Below are 20,123 nucleotides of genomic sequence, written 5' to 3'. Positions count from 1 at the left end.
TAGAAAAACAATAACTTTACGAAAAATTTTTTTCACGATTCCGTATCGCCATGTTTAACGACAGCCTTAAGCAACTCTCAGATCAACTATCCGCAAAGAAAATTTCCAGCACGGAGCTTACTACCGAATTCCTGCAACGTATCAAGCAATTCAATTCAGAATACAATGCATTCATCACGATCAATGAAGATATGAGTTTGGCGCAAGCGCAGATAGCAGACAAAATGATTGCTGCCGGACAAGCAGGACCGTTAACCGGCATCCCGATCGCCCAGAAAGATATTTTCTGCGCCAAAGGCTGGTTGACCACCTGCGGCTCAAAAATGCTGGCAAATTTCGTATCACCCTACGATGCCGGTGTTATCGAACGCTTCAATCAAGCCGGTGCTGTCAATATTGGAAAAACCAACATGGACGAATTTGCCATGGGATCGAGTAATGAAACCTCTTATTTCGGTCCGGTGAAAAATCCTTGGGATCCGTCCGCGGTACCTGGCGGCAGTTCCGGCGGCGCTGCCTGCGCGGTTGCGGCCAGACTGGCTCCTGCCGCGACCGGTACCGACACCGGCGGCTCGATCCGCCAGCCTGCCGCATTATGTGGTATTTCGGGCATCAAACCAACCTACGGATTAGTATCCCGTTACGGCATGATCGCTTTTGCGTCCAGCCTCGATCAGGGCGGCCCAATGGCCAAATCAGCCGAAGATCTGGCATTGCTATTAAACGTCATGACCGGCTTTGATGCACGCGATTCTACCAGTCTACAACGTGAGACCGAGGACTATGCCCGCGAACTGCAAAAATCGCTGACCGGCTTGCGAATTGGCTTACCGAAGGAATATTTTGCTGCTGGCATGAGCAACGATGTCGCCAGCGCTGTCGACAAAGCATTGGATGAATATCGCAAACTGGGTGCTCAAACCGTCGAAATCTCGCTACCGAATGCACCGCTCTCGATCCCGGTTTACTATGTGCTGGCACCTGCCGAAGCTTCCAGCAATTTGTCGCGGTTCGATGGTGTGCGCTATGGATATCGTGCCGAATCATACAGCGATCTCGCCGACATGTACCGCAAAACCCGTGCACAAGGTTTCGGCGCGGAAGTCAAGCGGCGCATTCTGATCGGAACTTACGTGTTGTCGCATGGTTATTACGACGCCTATTACATTAAAGCGCAAAAGCTGCGCCGTCTGATTGCGCAGGATTTTACCAATGCTTATCAGCAATGCGACATCATCATGGGGCCAACGACACCGACGGTGGCATTCAATCTTGGAGAAAAAAGCGGCGATCCGATTCAGATGTATCTGTCGGATATCTACACCAGCGCCGCCAATTTGACCGGTTTGCCGGCGATGTCGATCCCTATTGGTTTTGGCGATAAAAACCGCCCGATCGGCTTGCACATCATCGGAAATTACTTCTCGGAAGCACACATGCTGAACGTCGCACATCAGTATCAACTGGCCACGGATTGGCATACCCGGTCGCCGGTTTAAACTACCCTTCGTTTGTGAAATACATTTGAGCTGGAAAACATATCATGCAGTGGGAAATTGTCATCGGTCTTGAAGTTCATGCACAACTGTCAACTCGTTCCAAAATTTTTTCAGGCGCTTCCACCGCCTACGGCGCACCTCCGAATACGCAAGCGTGTGTCATCGATCTGGCGCTGCCTGGTGTGTTGCCGGTATTGAACAAAGGTGCAGTTGAGCGTGCCGTTAAATTCGGTTTGGCAATCGGCGCCAAAATCAATTCACCATCAATTTTTGCGCGTAAAAATTATTTCTACCCCGATCTGCCTAAAGGTTATCAAATCAGCCAATACGAACTGCCGGTCGTACAAGGCGGAACCGTGACGATTCAAACTGAAGGTGTGGAAAAAACTATCCGTCTGACGCGAGCGCACCTGGAGGAAGATGCCGGCAAATCCTTACATGAAGATTTTCATGGTATGAGCGGTATCGATTTGAACCGGGCCGGAACACCATTACTCGAAATCGTCTCCGAACCAGACCTGCGGAGTAGCGTTGAAGCGGTGGCTTATGCCAAAACTTTGCATTCATTGGTGCGCTGGATAGGGATCTGCGATGGCAACATGCAGGAAGGTTCGTTTCGTTGCGATGCCAATGTCTCGGTACGTCCGCACGGCGTCGAGAAATTGGGTACGCGCTGCGAAATCAAGAATCTGAATTCATTCCGTTTTTTGGAAAAAGCCATCGACTATGAAGCGCGGCGGCAAATTGAAATTCTTGAAGATGGCGGCACGATCCGCCAGGAAACCCGGCTGTACGATGCCAACAAGGATGAAACACGAACCATGCGCAGTAAAGAAGACGCCAACGATTATCGCTATTTTCCCGATCCGGATTTATTGCCATTGGAAATTTCATCAAACTGGATTGAACAAATCCGCGCAACCCTCCCGGAATTGCCGCAAGCACGCCGCAGCCGCTATGTATCAGAATTCGGTTTATCCGCCTACGATGCAGCTGTACTGACCAGTTCGCGCGAAACTGCGGATTATTTTGAGGCGACAATCAGATACTTACCGTCTCAAGCCAAGCTTTGCGCCAATTGGATTATGGGTGACATCAATGGGCAATTGAACAAAGACGGCGTTGAGATCAACGACTGCCCAATCCGCCCTGAACAACTTGCCGCACTTTTATCACGTATCAATGACGGCACTATTTCCGGTAAAGGTGCGAAAATCGTATTTGAGAGCATGTGGAACGGTGAACTGGATAAAAACCCGGATACGATCATTGCTGCAAAAGGCTTGAAGCAGATTTCGGATGACGCTGCTATCGAAAAACTGGTGGATGAAGTATTAGCTGCCAACGCTCAACAGGTTGCCGACTATCGCAGCGGTAAGGATAAAGCTTTTAACTCACTGATCGGTCAAATCATGAAAGCAACACAAGGAAAAGCCAATCCGGCGCAAGTCAATACTATTTTGAAGAGGAAACTGGGCGGATAGCCGGGATAGCGCCGCGAAGCGGTTACTTCCAAAATACGTTGCTTCGATCAACAATATAATGATTCGCCGATATGATGCTATACTCAACCGGCATTTTAATCAGTCAATATTCCTGTTTGGGGTAATTTAAGTAATAAACCGAAATAGCGATGACTTTTTCGGTTATTCCGGTTCTTAAGTTCTATTTATCGTACATATAATGCTGGCAGCAGTTGCAATCAATCCCGTCAATCATGTGTTACGCTGTGAAGCATGGGCAAGCAAGCGATTACAAAAACACGCGGGCAAAACGATCTGTATTAAGATACCTCCGATGATCACTTTTAGAATGCTGATTGACGGCGCCGGGGAAATGCAATCAGCGGAAAGCGAAAGCAGCGCTGACGCCACGTTGGTGCTGACACAGTCGATGTTGTTCAGATTTTTTTCAGGTGATGCGAGTGTTTTCGAACACATAACAACGGTGGGTGATTCTGCTCTGGCAGGGGAATTACTCGATATCGGCAGACAAATTGATGTAAGCGTAGTGTTCGAAAATGATCTGAGCAAAGTAGTCGGCGACATCCCAGCCCATCGTATTGCGCAAAGCGGCAAAGACTTTGTGCACTGGCAAATTGATAATGTTGATCGTTTAACCAGATCGTTGAAAGAATACCTGACTGAAGAAAATGTTACTTTAACCAAATTCACTGCTATTCAGCAGATGGCTGAAGAAGCGGCAAATCTGCAAGTAGAAACTGAGTTGCTGGAGCAACGGATAAATCGACTGATTCAGCAAATTTCACCACTCAGCGATAATACGGAAAAACAATGACAGCCGGAAATTATGTGGTTATGAATAATAATCCCCAATGCACAAACTGACCTACGGAATTTAAAGCTCGCCCCCGATCCCTAATTATTCATGCGCCTATTCCGACTCCTAAAAATTCTGTACGTTGCGTTTCAATCCGGATTGGATGAATTTGTTCTGAGCCATAGCCGGTTACAGTTCTTACGTGTCATTGTCAAAACCCTCACCTTTTGGCGTAAACTGGACAAACCCCGGGGGGAGCGTTTACGGCTGGCTTTAACCACACTGGGTCCGATATTTGTCAAATTCGGCCAAATGCTCTCCACCAGGCGCGACTTACTCCCTCAGGACATCGCCGATGAACTGGCCAAGCTACAAGACCAAGTCCCTCCGTTTTCTTCTGATCTGGTTGTGACCACGCTAGAAGCGGAATATGGTCAGAAGGTCGATGAGGTTTTTTACAAGTTTGATCTCACCCCGCTTGCCAGCGCATCCGTTGCGCAAGTGCATTTAGCCGTATTACACAACGGCACCGAAGTAGCGGTCAAGATTCTGCGTCCCAACCTCTCCCCCATTATCACGCACGATGTGGCCTTGATGGATACAGGCGCCTGGCTAGCCGAAATGCTATGGGCGGATGGTAAGCGCCTGAAATTGCGTCAAGTGGTCTCGGAATTTGCCAGACACCTGGACGATGAGCTCGACTTGATGCGTGAAGCGGCGAATTGCAGCCAGTTACGCCGCAATTTCCTGAATTCTCCATTACTGCTGGTTCCGGAAGTTTATTGGGATTTCTGCCGCAGCAATGTGATGGTCATGGAACGTGTCAAAGGGATTCCGATTAGCCATGTCGATGAGCTGAAAGCTCAAGGCATTGATATCCCGCAGTTGGCTCGTGTCGGCGTGGAAATATTTTTTACGCAGGTCTTTCGTGACGGCTATTTCCATGCGGATATGCATCCCGGCAATATCTTTGTCGGTAATGACGGCCGCTACATTGCAGTTGATTTCGGCATCATGGGAACACTGAGCGACCAAGACAAAAATTATCTGGCTCAAAACTTCCTCGCTTTTTTCCGTCGTGATTATGCTCGGGTTGCGCAAGCGCATGTCGAAGCTGGTTGGGCTCCTAAAGACACCCGGGTCGACGATTTTGAAGCTGCCATTAGAGCCGTTTGCGAACCCATTTTCGACAAACCATTAAAGGAAATTTCGTTTGGCCGTGTTCTGCTCCAATTATTTCAGGCTTCCCGGCAGTTCAATGTTGAAATCCAGCCGCAACTGGTTTTATTACAAAAAACATTACTTAATATCGAAGGTTTGGGGCGTGATCTGGATCCTGATTTAGATCTGTGGAAAACTGCCAAACCATTTCTGGAAAACTGGATGTCAGAGCAAATCGGCTGGCGCGGACTCACCAGCCGCATCCAAAAAGAAGCGCCTAACTGGGCCGTTATCATGCCCGAATTTCCCCGCCTCATCCATCAAGCATTGGCGGAAAATCGCAACCATGAACTGGAAAAAAGAATGGCTGATTTAATTACCGAAGAAAAGCGCCAGAACCGTTTACTCGCCCTTATTGCGATCCTTCTCGCCGGACTGCTTGCCTGGCAAATATTCCAATAAGCTTGTAGGTTCATTTTTCTGTAAGATTAATGGCTGAGAATAAAGTACAGTTATCACTGGCTGCACCGCGTTGTTACATCCGGATAATTGCAATCCCGATTACAGTATGACGCAACCCTTAACCAAATCCTTCACGCAACTGTTTTATTATGGCCTAATTGGTATCATCACCAATTTAAGCTGGTATGCAGTCTATCTGCTCATTACATCCTTCGGCGCCGAACCGAAGCTGGTGATGACTTTATTATATTTCTGCGGCGCAACAACCAGTTATTTAGCCAATCGCAAATGGACGTTTCAGCACAAGGGTTACTGGGTCAACTCGACGATCCGTTATGTTATCGCGCATATAATGGGTTACACTCTTAATTTTCTGTTACTTCTGATATTTGTTGATTATTATCATTATCCGCACCAATGGGTGCAAGGAATTGCCATTTTTATAGTGGCTGGCTTTTTATTTATTACGTTCAAATTTTTTGTTTTCAGCGAGAATTCAAATCATCAAAAAGTCGATCAAAAATAAAACAAGCTACTCATCCTCAAAGGAAATATCATGATTCCCTTTAACAAACCCCATATGTCCGGCAAAGAGCTCTACTACATTGCTGATGCGCACTTCCATAATATACTTGCGGGAGACGGTCCTTACACCAAGCGATGCCACCAATGGCTTGAATCCCACACCGGCAGCGCAAAAGTTCTATTAACTCATTCCTGCACCGCGGCTTTAGAAATGTCATCGCTGCTATTAAACATACAGCCGGGCGATGAGGTTATCATGCCTTCCTACACATTTGTTTCGACAGCCAATGCATTTGTACTGCGAGGCGGTATCCCGGTTTTTGTCGATATTAGACCGGATACATTGAATATCGATGAAAACCTGATAGCCGACGCCATCACAGAACGCACCAAAGCCATTGTTCCCGTTCACTACGCCGGTGTATCGTGTGAAATGGACGCCATTTTACCTATTGCCAAGCAATACAATATCAAAATCGTGGAAGATGCCGCGCAAGGTGTGATGTCCACTTATAAAGGGCGCGCACTCGGAAGCATCGGCGATCTTGGAGCTTACAGCTTTCATGAAACCAAAAATGTCATTTCCGGAGAAGGTGGATGCATTCTCATCAATGACCCGTCATTATCGTTGCAAGCCGAGATCATTCGAGAAAAAGGCACCAATCGCACGCAATTTTTTCGAGGACATGTAGATAAATACACATGGCAGGATGTTGGTTCTTCCTTCTTACCGGGGGAGTTGATATCAGCGTTTTTATGGGCGCAGCTTGAAGTTGCCGAGGAAATTACCAAGCAGCGTATTGATATCTGGAATGAATACCACCAGCTGCTTGAACCGCTGGAGAATCGGGGTTTATTGCGCAGACCGATCATCCCTGATCACTGTCAGCATAATGCGCATATGTACTATATATTATTGCCAGAACACCTACCACGCGACGAGATTCTGCAAAAAATGAAATCACGAGGAATTGGCGCAATTTTCCACTATATCCCGCTGCATTCGTCGCCAGCCGGCAAGAAATTCGGACGAATATCCGGTGAGATGGTTAACACTGACGCTTGTGCTGAGCGAGTCATCCGGTTGCCACTCTGGATAGGTCTCGATATCAATCAGCAGCAAGAAATTGTGACCGCATTAGAGGACGCAATTAGAAACTCATAGAAATTATTGCCGTTGAATTTCTGCGGCACGTTTCGCCGCACACGAAGCGGGATCATCTTTATCTCCCAGTTCTATTTCATACAGCCACCAAGAGCCGCTATGCGTTACATATTTCACTTCACATTCCGCCTCGTCAATGACTTTTGAATCGATACCATTCTCGGATCGAACAAGAAAATAATCATAAAGCCAGCCTTTATTCGCATTCCAATCAAAGGTCTCAGGCCGCCATGCAAACGGTGGAGGTACAGCAGCTGCCGAGGCATCAGGTTTATATCTGAGCAGTAAGCCGCTAAACTGAGCAAAACTGAAGTCCACTGCTCCGGAATGTTCTGCCTGATACCAGGATGCGAAATGCAAATACATGGGTAATTTGAAAATTTTACTTTGGTTGTCGTAGATGAGACCTAATACGCGTTTTTGCGGCTGCATCTCTGTCTCAATATCCCGGTAATCTTGAAATTCTTTATCGAAACTTGCAAACCGGAAGCAAAGTAACACGATGAGCACCACAGGGACGACGACCAGCAAGCCGCGAAGTAAAGGCTCATATTTCACAGAACGCGCCGCAGATGCCGGTTTTGTCATAATTACAAACAACATTGGGACAGCGTACAATGAAAAACGATTGTACGTAAAAAAATTCCCTAAAATAAAATTGGGTCCAACCATCATCCACAGCAGGTAAGCTAAAAATACTATTTGCCTTGGTCTATCGTTGGTAATACGGGCACCGAGGAGAAACGGCACAGTAAGAATCAACAAAGCAATAGCGGCATTTATTCTGCCGGGAATCAGTCCTACCGAGGTTGCCAGTATTTCAATCGGTCTATAAATACTGAGTCCCCAAGGGCCGTCGCTGTAAACTTGTTCACCTGCACTCACCCACACTAACAAATAAGCGATAATAACCAGCCATGGGCTAATAAAAGGTAAAGCTGCCAGTAATTTCTGTTTCCATTGTAATGAACCAGCAATAACATATAAAAATGCCAGTCCGCAACCAAAAGCAGCTACAAGCAAATGAATTGGCAGCAACGCAAATGAAAACAAAGCTAACCACAGCCCCGATTTTAGTCTCGGTGCTTCCGCATATTTGAATGCACACAACAAAAATAGCAAAACAAATGGTGCACCAATGATGAAATTGAAAAAACCCCATTGAAATGCAAAACCGTAACCGATTGGGAGCAGCAACCAATCCCACCTGGAATCGCCACCGAAGTGAGCGCGAATTAGCGATGCAACGAGCGGTGTGGCGATCACAGCCAAGGCAATCAATAGCTTAATTGACACCAATATCGGCAAGAATTGGCTCACTCCCCAAAGAATTAAGTACCCGCCCAAATAAGGGCGCCCCCAATCAACATAGTAAAGATCATGATAAGGAAAATCTGGCAGCGAGAGATTATTGAGGGTAGCAATTACCGCGGCATGCTGCGGTACATCAATCATTGGCGGATAATGTGAAAATAACAAAGGTGACGCCGCCAGAATACAGAATATAAAAAACAGGATACGTTCGGTTGATAATTTCATTTAATTCCAGTAAAGAATTGTCCTTGAAGAACTGTGTTTAGCATCGTCAGATAGTGAAGAAATTATGATCTCTGGCATTGTACTGTTAGCTTGGCAATATTTGCAGTCGGTTTGACAAATTTCATGAATGATCCCGCTGAACTTCCGGTATTAAATATCAAATCGAGAATGGATACGCCATGCTCGAAAGGGCCATCCATCTGCCGATATTCTGGATAGTTCGAGTAATCCATCCATTCAACTTTGATGTTTTCCTGTTCAAACAATGATTCATCAAGGTATGATTTAGCTGCCGGGCCGCTCAAATAACAATTAGCACCCGCTGCCTTACAAAGCGTTAACAACTTTTCCGTTCTCTCTCCGCCATAACGATAGTCCGATGATCGAGTGATTCTAGTCTCAATTCCAAGAAAGCTGCAAATTGCCCGGATAAATTCTGCATTGATTTCACTTAGGTAAGTCGATCGTGGTGAACGATACAATTCACCAACAAAATCAGCCGTACCCCGGAATGCGGCCGCACGACCGTAACTCATCTGCAATGTCTTCCAATGCTTAACATTCCAATCAACAAAAGATACTTTCACGTCGCAGATTCTGTCGGAACGGCTCTGATTCACTGGAATAGTTAACCACTGAGATTGACCATTTACTTTAATCTTATTTCTATTGCGCCAATCCCGCGTAGTAAATTGCACGTCGTCGTAGATAATGAACTCATCAACAGCGGCGATGATGTCGAAGTAGCCCTTCCATGGAATATAATTCGACTGCAATATCGCAACTTTCTTCAATTGACCTCCTCTCTAAATAAATACATTAAATACAACCTGCAGCGCACTTCCAATATTGCGACAAACTAAACAACTAACTTTAACTAATTCAGTTTCCTGACATATCCTGCTTGAGAATCAAATCAATTCATCGAATAAAGATGTGTAATCCCTGCTAGCAAGTTAACGGGGCTTGAAACAAGGACTTTGAGTTATAAGTCAATAATCATTTATAGATTCAGCGACTTATAAGAACAATAAATTTCGACAATGTGTGACTCACTTGATAAACAAGTGCACCTTATGGATATCAGCGATGTTTTTGACAGGAAGGGGTAAAAGGATTGGCCAGATAAACGTTACGTTTACATGTATCCATATCCCGATAACTGGCATGATGAAGTTGATTCGGTTTTTTACTGCTCGAATGCGGATGGTTTGATTACAAACAATGCTTTTGTTCCACACGGATTGAATATTGGTTTGAGGTATGCAACGAAGAGTTACCTTTCTCTGGCAGTTGGCTTTATCCGTCATAATCGCTGAGAACCCTAGCGAAGACTGCACTGCTTGGATAGTATGCGGCTCATTTCAAGCTTGCTGGTTTTCTCTTCCTTGAAGATAACAAACACAGAAAATAGCACTCGAATTCAATCCAACATGAAGCTCGGTAGCGGCTTTTGTTGGATGGAAACTTGCCATTGGGGAAAGGATAATCAATCAGCGTTTAATGTCACACTGCTGATCTTCGGACACGTTGATGGTTTTTCGCACCAGAAACAGAGGTCTATTCTTTACTTCGGTGTAAATATTGGATATGTATCTTGCAATCAATCCCAATGAAATCAGATTAATACTCCCAAAAAATAGGATTGATAAGATAATGGTGGTAAAGCCAGGCAGGATATTTTCAAACAGATACAAATAAAGATAATGCAGTGACAAAACACCGGTAAGGCACAGGATAATCAGTCCGCTGTAGAATAAAATATTCAGTGGATTGTTTGAAAGATCCAGCAGCACATCAATAGCGAGATTGACCCGTTTTATTGTATTGTAATTACTTTTTCCCCAGGCGCGCTTGCTATTCGGCACTTCGATAACCTTATGTTTCATGCCGATATCGCTAATGATAGCAACGATCGTTCTTACCTTCTCGGGATAGCGCTTAAAATATTCCGCTACCCGGCGGGTAAATATCCGCATCATTAGCTGACTTCTGATGATATTCACTTTCATTACCATATACATGAATTTCCAGAACAACCATGATGTCGCTGCATCAACCCAATTATTCCGGCTAACCGATGTCGTATAAACGATATCGTACCCTTGCTGAACCGTTTGATACAGCAAGGGAATTGATTCAGGTGGATTCTGCAAATCACCATCCATAATCAAAACATAATCGCCACGTGCATAATGGATACCGGCGCTCATGGCAACCTGTTGCCCAAAATTCCGGCTCAGCGCAATGGATTTGACGCGAGTATCTTCTTCAGAAAGCGTTTGCATGACATACAACGAATCATCCTTGCTGCAATCATCCACCAGAACTATTTCATACGTAACGCCCATTCCTTCCAACACTGCTCTCAGCCTGTTGACCAGTTCCCGCACCATGGGTGCAGCATTATAGATTGTCGCTACCACCGATAATTGCGGTGAACCGGCGTGTTGCTTTGTCATGATGCTGTTCCGCGCGCTATCTCTGAAAGTGTATAAGTTTTAATTTGGTTACCGAAGCTGGCATGAATCTTTTTCTGAATGACATCACCGAACGTTAAGCTCATAATCAACATGTGCGTAACCGGTTTTTTCTGCAAATCGCCAAAATTCTCAATTGTTATCGGTACACCGTCGAACTCCCGATAGTGCCAGTGATTGGTATCATCGAAAAAACGAAAACCGGAAAAACGACCAGTCATGGCAATGTAAGGCAATGTGCGCAATGGCACATAAAATCCGAGGCTCGCAGATTTATCCGACAGGACGTTGGTAACAAGCTGGTCGAATGTTGAAAGCGCTCGCTTCGCCAGTTCCGGGAAACGATCATGTGATGAGAAATCAACACCAGCCTCCGGTTGCTCAGTTGCCGCAGCTTTTGATCGGCGTGCTGCGGCATACAGCGATCCGCCATAACCGGCCTTGACAACGCTCATCACATCAAAGCCGGCGCTGCGTAACAACGCCGATAGCGAATCTTCCGTAAAATAATTAAGATGTTGATGCATCGCCATCGAAATATCTCCGATTTCGATGCTTTCAGTTGCATCCGGCACATTGACGATGACGATTCCATCCGGATTCAAGTTTTCCCGGATTTGTTGGAGAAATTCCAGCGGCTTGTGGATATGCTCGAGCACATCCACATGAAAAGCCAAGTCGAACTTTTCTGTGACCAATGGCGTTGGGAAAAAAGCCGTCACTACTTTCACACCTTTCTTTGCACCTTCTTTTGCGGCAAACGGGCTTGAATCAACGCCAACCACATCGTAACCCCGCTTCATCAGTCCTTCGAGAATGACACAACCACCGCAACCGATTTCCAGAACCTTGTGAATTCCGGGATTATCGGCGAGCACTTTGTCAAGGAAACGCACAAAATCCACCCCGTATTGTCTGGCAATTTCATAGGTATCCTGCAAATAGCCAATGTTATATTCCTGCTGATAGATTTTTTCCAAGGCTTCCAACACAGCTTCGTTTCGTTTCTGAATCACCAGCCCGAATTCCGGCCGCTGGGAAAATTCAAACGGGTAGAAATCCTCGACAATGTTGCTGCGAGACTCTCCGGATGGACTTAACCGCCAGTAAAAGGGCAATTTTTCAATGGTAACGCTATTCATAATTTGTTTTCACCTGTAAAAGTTTTTTCAATAACTGAGAAGGCATGATTCAAAATGTCCGGGATAAAAAACAAATCATCACTTGCCATGATCCCTGTCACTTCTATATTTTTCATTTTTTTGCTGAGCACCCGCTTTTTAATTTCTCCGATAGCGGTTACATTAGCTATCGACGGTAATGGAAATTCGCCCCCCTTGTTCTCAATCGCCGAGAATTTAAGCGCATGTTTTTCGGTAATCACACCAAAGCGACGCAACTCATCCAATGCCAAAGCAATGCATTGCTCATCTGACAAATTCTTAGCATCTAATCCCAAACGGGAAGGCCAAAGCTCGACGCAAACCGGAAAGCCATCGGCAGCAGCAGCCGGACAATAATTCACATAATTCGTCACCCTGAATGCTGCAAAACCCGGGTCGTAACAATAAAAATAATAAAGCCGATCCATCAGCGGCATCTGATCGAACACGAAATTTGCGAATACGACTTTGGTACCAGCGGGTTTACCAATACCGGACATATCCGTACCTAAAGCATGTCCCAAACTCGGCCAGCCTATCGACCAGAATAATGTTTGAACCGGAATTTTCCTGGAATCTCCATCCTTGCCGTTAATCGTAATCGAATCCACATGATCATCTGAACACTGTAAAGACATACCGGCGACATTCATCAAAATTTCCACCCCGCGCTGTTGCAAGGTATCCACCAATCGATCGACATAATGTTTCATTCCAAAACGCTTAGGGTATAACGCTTTTTGATTATTGGTGCGATATGGTGGCAGATTCAGTTGATCCGGAAACGCTAAGCGCGACCGTATCCGATCGGATTTCATCAGGTCAAGCATTGTATCGGGATCGAACAGGATAACCCGTTCTAATGCTGATGCTTTAACAGCAAATCGATCGATAGCTTCGATATCAACCCCATACAAAGATTGAATAAGCGGTCGATGCACTAACTCAACGATTTCGTTACCAAATTGATTCAGCAAGAACTGCCATCCAGAACGCCCGCAATCTTTAACGCTCCCTCCAAGATTAAACATAAAGTCGCCAAGCAATCGCTTCTTCTCAACATCGTCGAAGGATCTAAGGTCGACGTAATGAGAATAATTCTGCAATCGCCCCCGAAAATACAAACCGGCAATATCCTTCTCATTATTTTCATGAATATGCCAGTCCCGTTCATCCATCACTTCACGGTAAAGATTATCGACATCAGGATTGCAAGATTCATAGATAAGGTGCATTCCGTAATCAAATAGCCTGCCGTCAGGATATTCGATACTTTGGTACATGCCACCCGGCCGATCGGCTCTGTCAAAGATAACCACACCGATACCCGGATCAAGCTGTTTAATCCGAAGCGCCATCATCAGACCGGTCATCCCTGCGCCTGCAATAACAACTTTGTCTTTAGTGGCTTCGATCATAGAACAACTCTCCTCGTTAACTGTGTGCTGCCGGTTTTACAAACTTCATGAATGAACCTGCTGAACTCCCGGTGTTAAATATCAGATCAAGGATGGATACACCATGTTCGAAAGGGCCACCCATCTGTGGATACTCTGGATAATTCGAGTAATCCATCCATTCAACTCTGATGTTTTCTTGTTCAAACAACGATTCATCAAGATATGATTTAGCTGCCGGGCCGCTCAAATAACAATTAGCACCCGCTGCCTTACAGAGTGCTATCAGCCTTTCCGATCGATCACCACTATAACGATAGTCGGATGAGCGGGTGACTTTGGTATCAATTCCAAGAAAACCGCTAATTGCCCGGATAAATTCTGCATTAATTTCACTTAAATAAGCTGATCTTTCCGATTGGTACAATTCTCCAATAAACTCCGCCGTATCCCTGAATGCTGCTGCTCGACCATAATTCATTTGCAATGTTTTCCAGTGTTTAACATTCCAATCACTAAAAGACACTTTCACATCGCAGATCCTGTCAGAGATGCTATGACGCACTGGGATAGTTAACCACTGCACCTGGCCGCTCGCTTTAATCTTATTTCGGTTGCGCCAGTCGTTTTTCGTGAATTGCACGTCGTCATAAATAATAAACTCATCGACTGCAGCAATGATGTCAAAATAGCCCTTCCAAGGGATATAGTTCGATTGTAAGATTGCAATCTTCTTCATGGTCTTCCGTGATTACTCCAATTCCAGTGGCATATGCAACTGCATTTCGGTTCAGAAATTTCTACCACGCAATGGTTATGCTGTCGCTATTTCACAGAATGCAATAGATTTCTGCACATCAATGGATATATGTACAGTCGGCTCGCTGAAGAACGATATCACTCACGTTCGCGCGAATTGAATTAATGGATACCCGCTACAAATCCCGCATCGAAAGTACTGGAATTCAGCAGGTTTGTCAAATCAGCAAATCGATTCACACGATAGACAATGTTGTTTGCGATCAATAACAAACCTGTCGCTATGATAGAGCACCCTGCCTGTTCAGGATCCATCTAAATTGAGTTAAACTAGTCCTGTTTTTTCCATTACCAGCATATCCATGAGCTATTACCAATATCACGTTTTTTTTTGCACCAATCAACGCGAGGGCGGTGCAAAGTGCTGTAATAATTTTTGCGCTCAAGAGCTGCGCGATTATGCCAAGCAACGCATTAAATCGTTAAAACTCGATGGCAAAAGAAAAATTCGCATTAATAATGCGGGTTGTCTGGATCGCTGCGATGAAGGCCCGGTTATCGTCATCTATCCGGAGGAAATTTGGTATACCTACATCGATAAAGACGACATTGATGAAATCATTGATGAACATCTGATCAAGGGCAAGATTGTCGAACGGCTTAAGATTTAATCTTAACCTGTTGTCACAATCTATCTATCCGGGTAAACCACTTGTCAATCGCCCGTCATAAATTTTTTATCAGCGGCCCCACCGGAAAACTGGAAACCGAACTGGGCGAACCTTCCTCGAATCCGAGAGGAATTGGCGTTATTGCACACCCGCACCCGCTTCATGGCGGAACGATGGACAACAAAGTTGTGCAAACCGTATTCTCAACTTTACTGGAACTTGATTTTATTACTGTGAAGTTCAATTTCCGCGGCGTGGGCCAAAGCGAAGGCGCTTTCGGGCATGGTGCCGGTGAAACAGAAGACGTCATCGCAGTGGCGCAAGCAGTCCGGGATCAATTCAGTAATCAGTTTACGGATTTGCCGCTGCTTTTGGCAGGATTCTCTTTTGGGGGCGCCGTACAATTATTAGCTGCAAAAGAACTGGCGCCAGCCTATCTCATTCTGATCGCACCTTCAGTCGCAAAACTCAAAGCACCTGCAGTCCCTGAAACTACTCAATGTGCTTTAATTATTCAGGGCGATAAAGATGACATCGTATTGCCGGAGGAAGTATTGGCCTGGGCGGAGCCGACATCACAGCCCGTTGTTGTGATACCAGGGGCCGAACATTTCTTTCATGGAAAATTAATGATACTCAGAAGACTGATATTGAAGTACTTCTCGGGAAAACTATAGCAACAGGATCCTGCCCCTTATTCCACCAGCTTGTGTTGAATCGCATACCGGACCAACTGCGCATTATTCTTCATATTCATTTTTTCCAAGATGCGAGACCGGTAAGTGCTGACCGTCTTTACACTTAACGACAGCTTGCTGGCAATCGATGTTAAAGACTCCCCGGCAACGATCAGTTTGAATACATGAAATTCGCGATCAGAGAAGGACGTATGGAGCAATTCTGTAGTATCCATGGACGGATTGAACAACAATTTTTCCGCCAGCTCCGGATTGACATACTTTCCACCTTTGGAGAGCTTTCTAATCACGTGAATCAGTTGATCGGTCGGACTGTCTTTCGTTAAATAACCGGATGCACCCGAGCGAATAGCCCGTATGGCATATTCTTCTTCCGGGTACATGCTCAGAACCAGCACACAGGATGAAGCGTTTGTTGAAATTATCCGCTTCAGGATATCCAAGCCATTCATATCGGGCAGATTGATATCCAGCAACGCTACATCCCATTTAAATTCCCGTGCTTTCTTGATGATATCTTTACCATCCACAGCTTCGGCAATCACCTCGATGTCATCCGTTTCGCTAAAAATTCTTCTCAGTCCATCTCGAAACAATGCATGGTCATCAGCAATCAGAACATTAATCATTTATGCTTTCTCCATCACTGGCTGCCACCACTGCAAGCGGCAATCTTAATGTTACGACACTCCCTTCCGACGGTATTCCCATAATTTCTATTTTTCCACCAAGCTGCTGCGCTCTTTCATTCATCCCTATGATTCCAAAGGATTCAGGATTCAGAATTTGAAATTCCTTAATTCCAACACCATTATCCCTGACCGTTATCACCGCTTCACCACTTTCTTCAGCCAGTTCAATATCGACCCGAGTGGCTTGCGCATGTCGCGTAATGTTTATAAAAATTTCTTGAATAATCCGGAAAATGCTGGTCTCGTAACTTTTATTGCGACATGATAAATTTTCAACCATGGATTCTAAGTTACATTTGATATTTGTTCGTTGCTCAAATTCTCTAATCAGCCATTCGATTGCACCGTGCAACCCCAAATTATCAAGTACATTGGGCCGCAAATTCACCGATACCCGTCGCGCAGTTTCAATCGCTTCCCCGGTTAATTGATAGAGTGACTTAATCCGCTCGTGCATGGGTTCTGCAGTGATTTTCTTAGAAAGCCAATCTAAATCCATTTTCAGAACAGTCAACGTTCCTCCCAGCACATCATGAATTTCACGGCCAATCCGAGTTCTCTCTTCTTCCCTGACATCCTGCAAATGCGCTGTCAAATGCCGCAAATTCTCGATCATACGCTTGCGTTCTGTAATATCTTCTATCATACATAAATAAGATATTTCATTGTCAGCTATGATTTCGAAAGGAACAATCGACATTTCGATCCAGATAATAGCCTTATCCGGGCGTAAAATCCTTTTCTCAATTTTACAATCCTGTGACCGCTGCTTGATGAAAAGTTCAATATCTTTATGATAAGACAGCACATCCTCAGGGTAAAAAATGTCGGACTGATTGCCTTCAAGAAGCTCTTCCACGCTTCTGCCGGTAATGGTTGCATACCTCGGATTGACATCATAATAGCTGCCGCTTTGCAAATTTATCAAAGCAATGCCAAGCGGAGCTTTCTCGAAGATGGTCTGAAACCGCTGCTGGGCTTTCCGGATACCTTCTTCGATACGCTTGCGTTCAATCGAGTAGCGGATCACTCGCGCAAGAACACCTTCAGTCAAGCTACCTTTGACGAGATAGTCTTGCGCGCCCGCTTTGATCGATTTGATCGCAAGTTTTTCGTCGTCGCGAAATGACAATACCGCAATGGGAATACTGGCCGCGTGTTTACGTAAATGATTAATGGTTTCAACGCCATCACTGTCCGGCAAAGTGAGGTCGGATAAAATCAAATCAAATGATTGTTCCTGTATCAGCTGTAATGCAGAACTGAGCCGCTCGGCGTGAACAACGGAAACTTGATCGCCCATTGCCTGTTGCAAATCACTTTGCACAAGAATTGCATCGGTTTCATTGTCTTCTATTAATAAGATATGAATTTCGGAGCCGGTCATACCCGATTATGGTTTACAAAGAATTGATGTTGAAAACCAGAAGTCACTGATTGATTTGGCAATTCCAATACACTCATCGAAATTAGCCGATTTCCTGATATAACCATTCGCGTAATTCTGAAAAGCAGATTTAATATCCTGATCTGTAGCGGAGGCAGTATAAATAATGACCGGGATAATTCTTAAGTCTAAATCCGCTTTCATCTCCGCTAGAAATTCGATACCGTTTTTCCTGGGCATATTGAGATCCAGCAAAATGATATCGGGACGGGGAACTTGAAGATATGAACCTTGCTTTCTTAAAAACTCCAGCGCAAAAACACCATCCTCTGCGACGAAAACTTCTGTATTTTCATCAGAGCATGCGAAAGCTTCTTTAACCAACATGGCATCTGTGGGATTATCATCAACCATTAGAATCACGCCGGAACGGTTCATTTTTTGATCACTCATAGCTTATTTATCATCGTTTCGGGACCGAGAAAAAAAATGACGACCCGATACTGGGCCGAGACTCTACCCATATCCTGCCGCCATGATATTCAACTACTTTTTTACAAATCGCCAAACCAATACCGGTACCCGTATAATCCTTGCGGCTATGTAACCGCTGAAACACCCTGAAAATTCGATCTAAATGCTGTTCCTCTATGCCGATACCGTTGTCGGTTACCGAGAAAATCCATTCATCCGGTTTTTCCTTGAAACCAATATGTACCTGAGGTGGATGCGCTCTTTTAAACTTAAGCGCGTTATTGATCAAGTTAGTAAATAATTGCGTAAATTGAAAGGGAATCCCTTTAACCACGGGAAGCTTATCATAGGTGACGATAGCTTCACACTCATCGATACAAATCGAAAGATCAATCAACAAATTACTTAGCAATTGATTACAGTCAATATCAGTCATCGCTTGACTGGCATTTACTTGCGCATAGGTTAACAAATCGTCTATCAGCATCTGCATGCGATTTGCTCCGGCTACCGCATGAGATATCAAATCGTTGGCACGTTCATCCAATCGCTCGTTACAATATTTTTTTAATAACTGCACAAAACTGGTGATGGCACGCAATGGTTCCTGCAAATCATGGGTAACGACATAGGCGAATTGTTCAAGCTCATCATTGGAGCGAGCCAATTCTGTAACCTGTTCTTCCATTTTTGCTTCCAATTTTTTGTGTGCCGTCACTTCGGTACGTATCGCGACATATTTAAAAGGAGATCCGTTCGTATCAAGAAAAGGAATGATAGTCGTATCAACCCAGTAAAAACTACCATCTTTTGCCCGATTCCTGATTTCACCTTTCCAGATTTTGCCTTTGGAAATTGTGGACCATAAGTTACGAAAAAAATCCCGGGAGTGATAGCCTGAATTAATGATCCGATGATCTTGCCCGACTAACTCTTCAGCTGAATATTTCGAGACTGCACAAAACTTCTGATTGACATATTCAATTTTTCCACACAAGTCTGTAACCGCAATAATTGCGTGCTCATTGATTGCTCGCTCCGTCATCCTGACATCATTCAAGTAGGCAATTTCCATGTCACGGAGCCTCTTTCTCTGTAACCAAGCTCCGATATCCTCAGCAATACTGCTAAGAAAGTCAGAAACATTAAAACTCGCCATGTTTGGATATTCTATATGCTTATAATTAATTCCGAATTGGCCAACGATCTCGCCGCCCAGTTTAATTGGAGCAGACAGTTTATTACCTAATAGCCTCATAGTCTCATCTTGAATGAAATATCGATCACCAATTTCCAAATAAGGAAAGACTTCCTGATCTGGTTGCCATAACAGAGACACATGAGCAATTAATCGGTAACATAAATCATCAATCGAGTTAATCACCAGCATATCGCTCGAAATCTTGTACAGACATTCCAAAATTTGTAACCGATGCTGATATTCCGAATCGATGAGCTTTAATGAGCCATTTTCCTTAACAAATAGGTTGGAAACGAACTGAGTTCTTGAAAAATTACTTCCAGAATCCGGTTTGCCAGTCTCAGCTTCTGATATAGATAAACTTGCAGAAGCTAAACCGCTAAAAGGAATAAAAACATTCATCCGTGCGGATTCATTTCGTAAATTCATGGTCGTTGACTCTGCTCAAAAGAAAAGCTTAGATTTATCGCTAAAAGATTCTAGGCAACTGGGCAAATCACAAATGCTATGGATACATGGGGCGTAATGGTATCTGCCTGATAAATTAAAAAATATAGGATTTTTCTGATT

At 44.6% G+C, this 20,123-nt stretch carries 18 protein-coding genes; 8 read left to right on the top strand and 10 right to left on the bottom strand.

The genetic code is table 11. The features are described from left to right. The first annotated feature begins 50 nt into the window (after positions 1-50). The 6 genes from gatA to rffA all read left to right on the top strand — a co-directional run bounded on the left by gatA (position 51) and on the right by rffA (position 7,092). Entirely contained in the window at positions 51-1,499 is a 1,449-nt protein-coding gene (gene gatA / locus ACV7NC_RS00250) for an Asp-tRNA(Asn)/Glu-tRNA(Gln) amidotransferase subunit GatA (RefSeq protein ID WP_458153399.1), read from the top strand. A gap of 44 nt (positions 1,500-1,543) precedes the next feature. Beyond that, on the top strand, positions 1,544-2,983 hold the full coding sequence (gatB, locus tag ACV7NC_RS00245; RefSeq protein ID WP_458153398.1) for an Asp-tRNA(Asn)/Glu-tRNA(Gln) amidotransferase subunit GatB: 1,440 nt from the start codon (positions 1,544-1,546) through the stop codon (positions 2,981-2,983). A gap of 199 nt (positions 2,984-3,182) precedes the next feature. Beyond that, complete coding sequence (locus ACV7NC_RS00240) at positions 3,183-3,797, top strand: ubiquinone biosynthesis accessory factor UbiJ (RefSeq protein WP_458153397.1); 615 nt, start codon at positions 3,183-3,185, stop codon at positions 3,795-3,797. A gap of 90 nt (positions 3,798-3,887) precedes the next feature. Then, entirely contained in the window at positions 3,888-5,402 is a 1,515-nt protein-coding gene (gene ubiB / locus ACV7NC_RS00235) for a ubiquinone biosynthesis regulatory protein kinase UbiB (RefSeq protein ID WP_458153396.1), read from the top strand. A 106-nt stretch (positions 5,403-5,508) separates the two neighbouring features. After that, the gene (locus ACV7NC_RS00230; RefSeq protein ID WP_458153394.1) at positions 5,509-5,928 is read left to right on the top strand and encodes a GtrA family protein; all 420 of its coding nucleotides are present in this window, start codon (positions 5,509-5,511) and stop codon (positions 5,926-5,928) included. A gap of 30 nt (positions 5,929-5,958) precedes the next feature. Continuing rightward, positions 5,959-7,092, top strand: coding sequence for a dTDP-4-amino-4,6-dideoxygalactose transaminase (gene rffA / locus ACV7NC_RS00225; protein ID WP_458153393.1), 1,134 nt, complete (start codon positions 5,959-5,961; stop codon positions 7,090-7,092). Positions 7,093-7,095: 3 nt separating this feature from the next. Here the strand turns inward: rffA and ACV7NC_RS00220 are convergent, their stop codons facing one another. From ACV7NC_RS00220 to ACV7NC_RS00195, 6 genes are all read right to left on the bottom strand, one after another. Further along, a complete protein-coding gene (locus tag ACV7NC_RS00220) occupies positions 7,096-8,547 on the bottom strand; it encodes a hypothetical protein (RefSeq protein WP_458153392.1) in 1,452 nt (483 codons plus the stop codon). Positions 8,548-8,693: 146 nt separating this feature from the next. After that, positions 8,694-9,425: a WbqC family protein gene (locus tag ACV7NC_RS00215; protein ID WP_458153391.1), complete on the bottom strand. Its 732-nt coding sequence runs from the start codon at positions 9,423-9,425 to the stop codon at positions 8,694-8,696. 699 nt (positions 9,426-10,124) lie between these two features. Then, on the bottom strand, positions 10,125-11,093 hold the full coding sequence (locus ACV7NC_RS00210; protein WP_458153389.1) for a glycosyltransferase family 2 protein: 969 nt from the start codon (positions 11,091-11,093) through the stop codon (positions 10,125-10,127). Beyond that, positions 11,090-12,253 carry a class I SAM-dependent methyltransferase gene (locus tag ACV7NC_RS00205; protein ID WP_458153388.1) on the bottom strand — a complete coding sequence of 388 codons (1,164 nt, stop codon included), beginning with the start codon at positions 12,251-12,253 and terminating at the stop codon, positions 11,090-11,092. The genes ACV7NC_RS00210 and ACV7NC_RS00205 overlap by 4 nt, the downstream gene beginning before the upstream one ends. Further along, entirely contained in the window at positions 12,250-13,692 is a 1,443-nt protein-coding gene (locus ACV7NC_RS00200) for an NAD(P)-binding protein (RefSeq protein ID WP_458153387.1), read from the bottom strand. Before ACV7NC_RS00200 ends, ACV7NC_RS00205 begins: the two co-directional genes overlap by 4 nt. Positions 13,693-13,708: 16 nt before the next feature. Next, positions 13,709-14,410 (bottom strand): WbqC family protein, encoded by a 702-nt coding sequence (locus ACV7NC_RS00195; RefSeq protein WP_458153386.1) that lies wholly within the window; start codon positions 14,408-14,410, stop codon positions 13,709-13,711. A gap of 382 nt (positions 14,411-14,792) precedes the next feature. Here ACV7NC_RS00195 and ACV7NC_RS00190 point away from each other — a divergent pair, with 382 nt between their 5' ends. Next, positions 14,793-15,101: a (2Fe-2S) ferredoxin domain-containing protein gene (locus ACV7NC_RS00190; RefSeq protein ID WP_458153385.1), complete on the top strand. Its 309-nt coding sequence runs from the start codon at positions 14,793-14,795 to the stop codon at positions 15,099-15,101. Positions 15,102-15,142: 41 nt separating this feature from the next. Continuing rightward, positions 15,143-15,778, top strand: coding sequence for an alpha/beta hydrolase (locus ACV7NC_RS00185; protein WP_458153384.1), 636 nt, complete (start codon positions 15,143-15,145; stop codon positions 15,776-15,778). Between the two features lie 17 nt (positions 15,779-15,795). On the opposite strand, the gene ACV7NC_RS00180 is transcribed toward ACV7NC_RS00185, so the two are convergent. Genes ACV7NC_RS00180 through ACV7NC_RS00165 form a run of 4 tightly spaced genes read right to left on the bottom strand, consistent with a single transcriptional unit; the run spans position 15,796 to position 19,982 of the window. Beyond that, positions 15,796-16,428: a response regulator gene (locus tag ACV7NC_RS00180; RefSeq protein ID WP_458153383.1), complete on the bottom strand. Its 633-nt coding sequence runs from the start codon at positions 16,426-16,428 to the stop codon at positions 15,796-15,798. Next, on the bottom strand, positions 16,421-17,878 hold the full coding sequence (locus ACV7NC_RS00175) for a response regulator (protein ID WP_458153382.1): 1,458 nt from the start codon (positions 17,876-17,878) through the stop codon (positions 16,421-16,423). Before ACV7NC_RS00175 ends, ACV7NC_RS00180 begins: the two co-directional genes overlap by 8 nt. A gap of 6 nt (positions 17,879-17,884) precedes the next feature. Continuing rightward, positions 17,885-18,331: a response regulator gene (locus ACV7NC_RS00170; protein WP_458153381.1), complete on the bottom strand. Its 447-nt coding sequence runs from the start codon at positions 18,329-18,331 to the stop codon at positions 17,885-17,887. A gap of 10 nt (positions 18,332-18,341) precedes the next feature. After that, a complete protein-coding gene (locus ACV7NC_RS00165; protein ID WP_458153380.1) occupies positions 18,342-19,982 on the bottom strand; it encodes a sensor histidine kinase in 1,641 nt (546 codons plus the stop codon). Positions 19,983-20,123 lie beyond the last annotated feature (141 nt).

It is taken from the genome of Nitrosomonas limosa (assembly GCF_054188085.1).
This window is presented reverse-complemented; position numbering and strand designations above follow the sequence as displayed.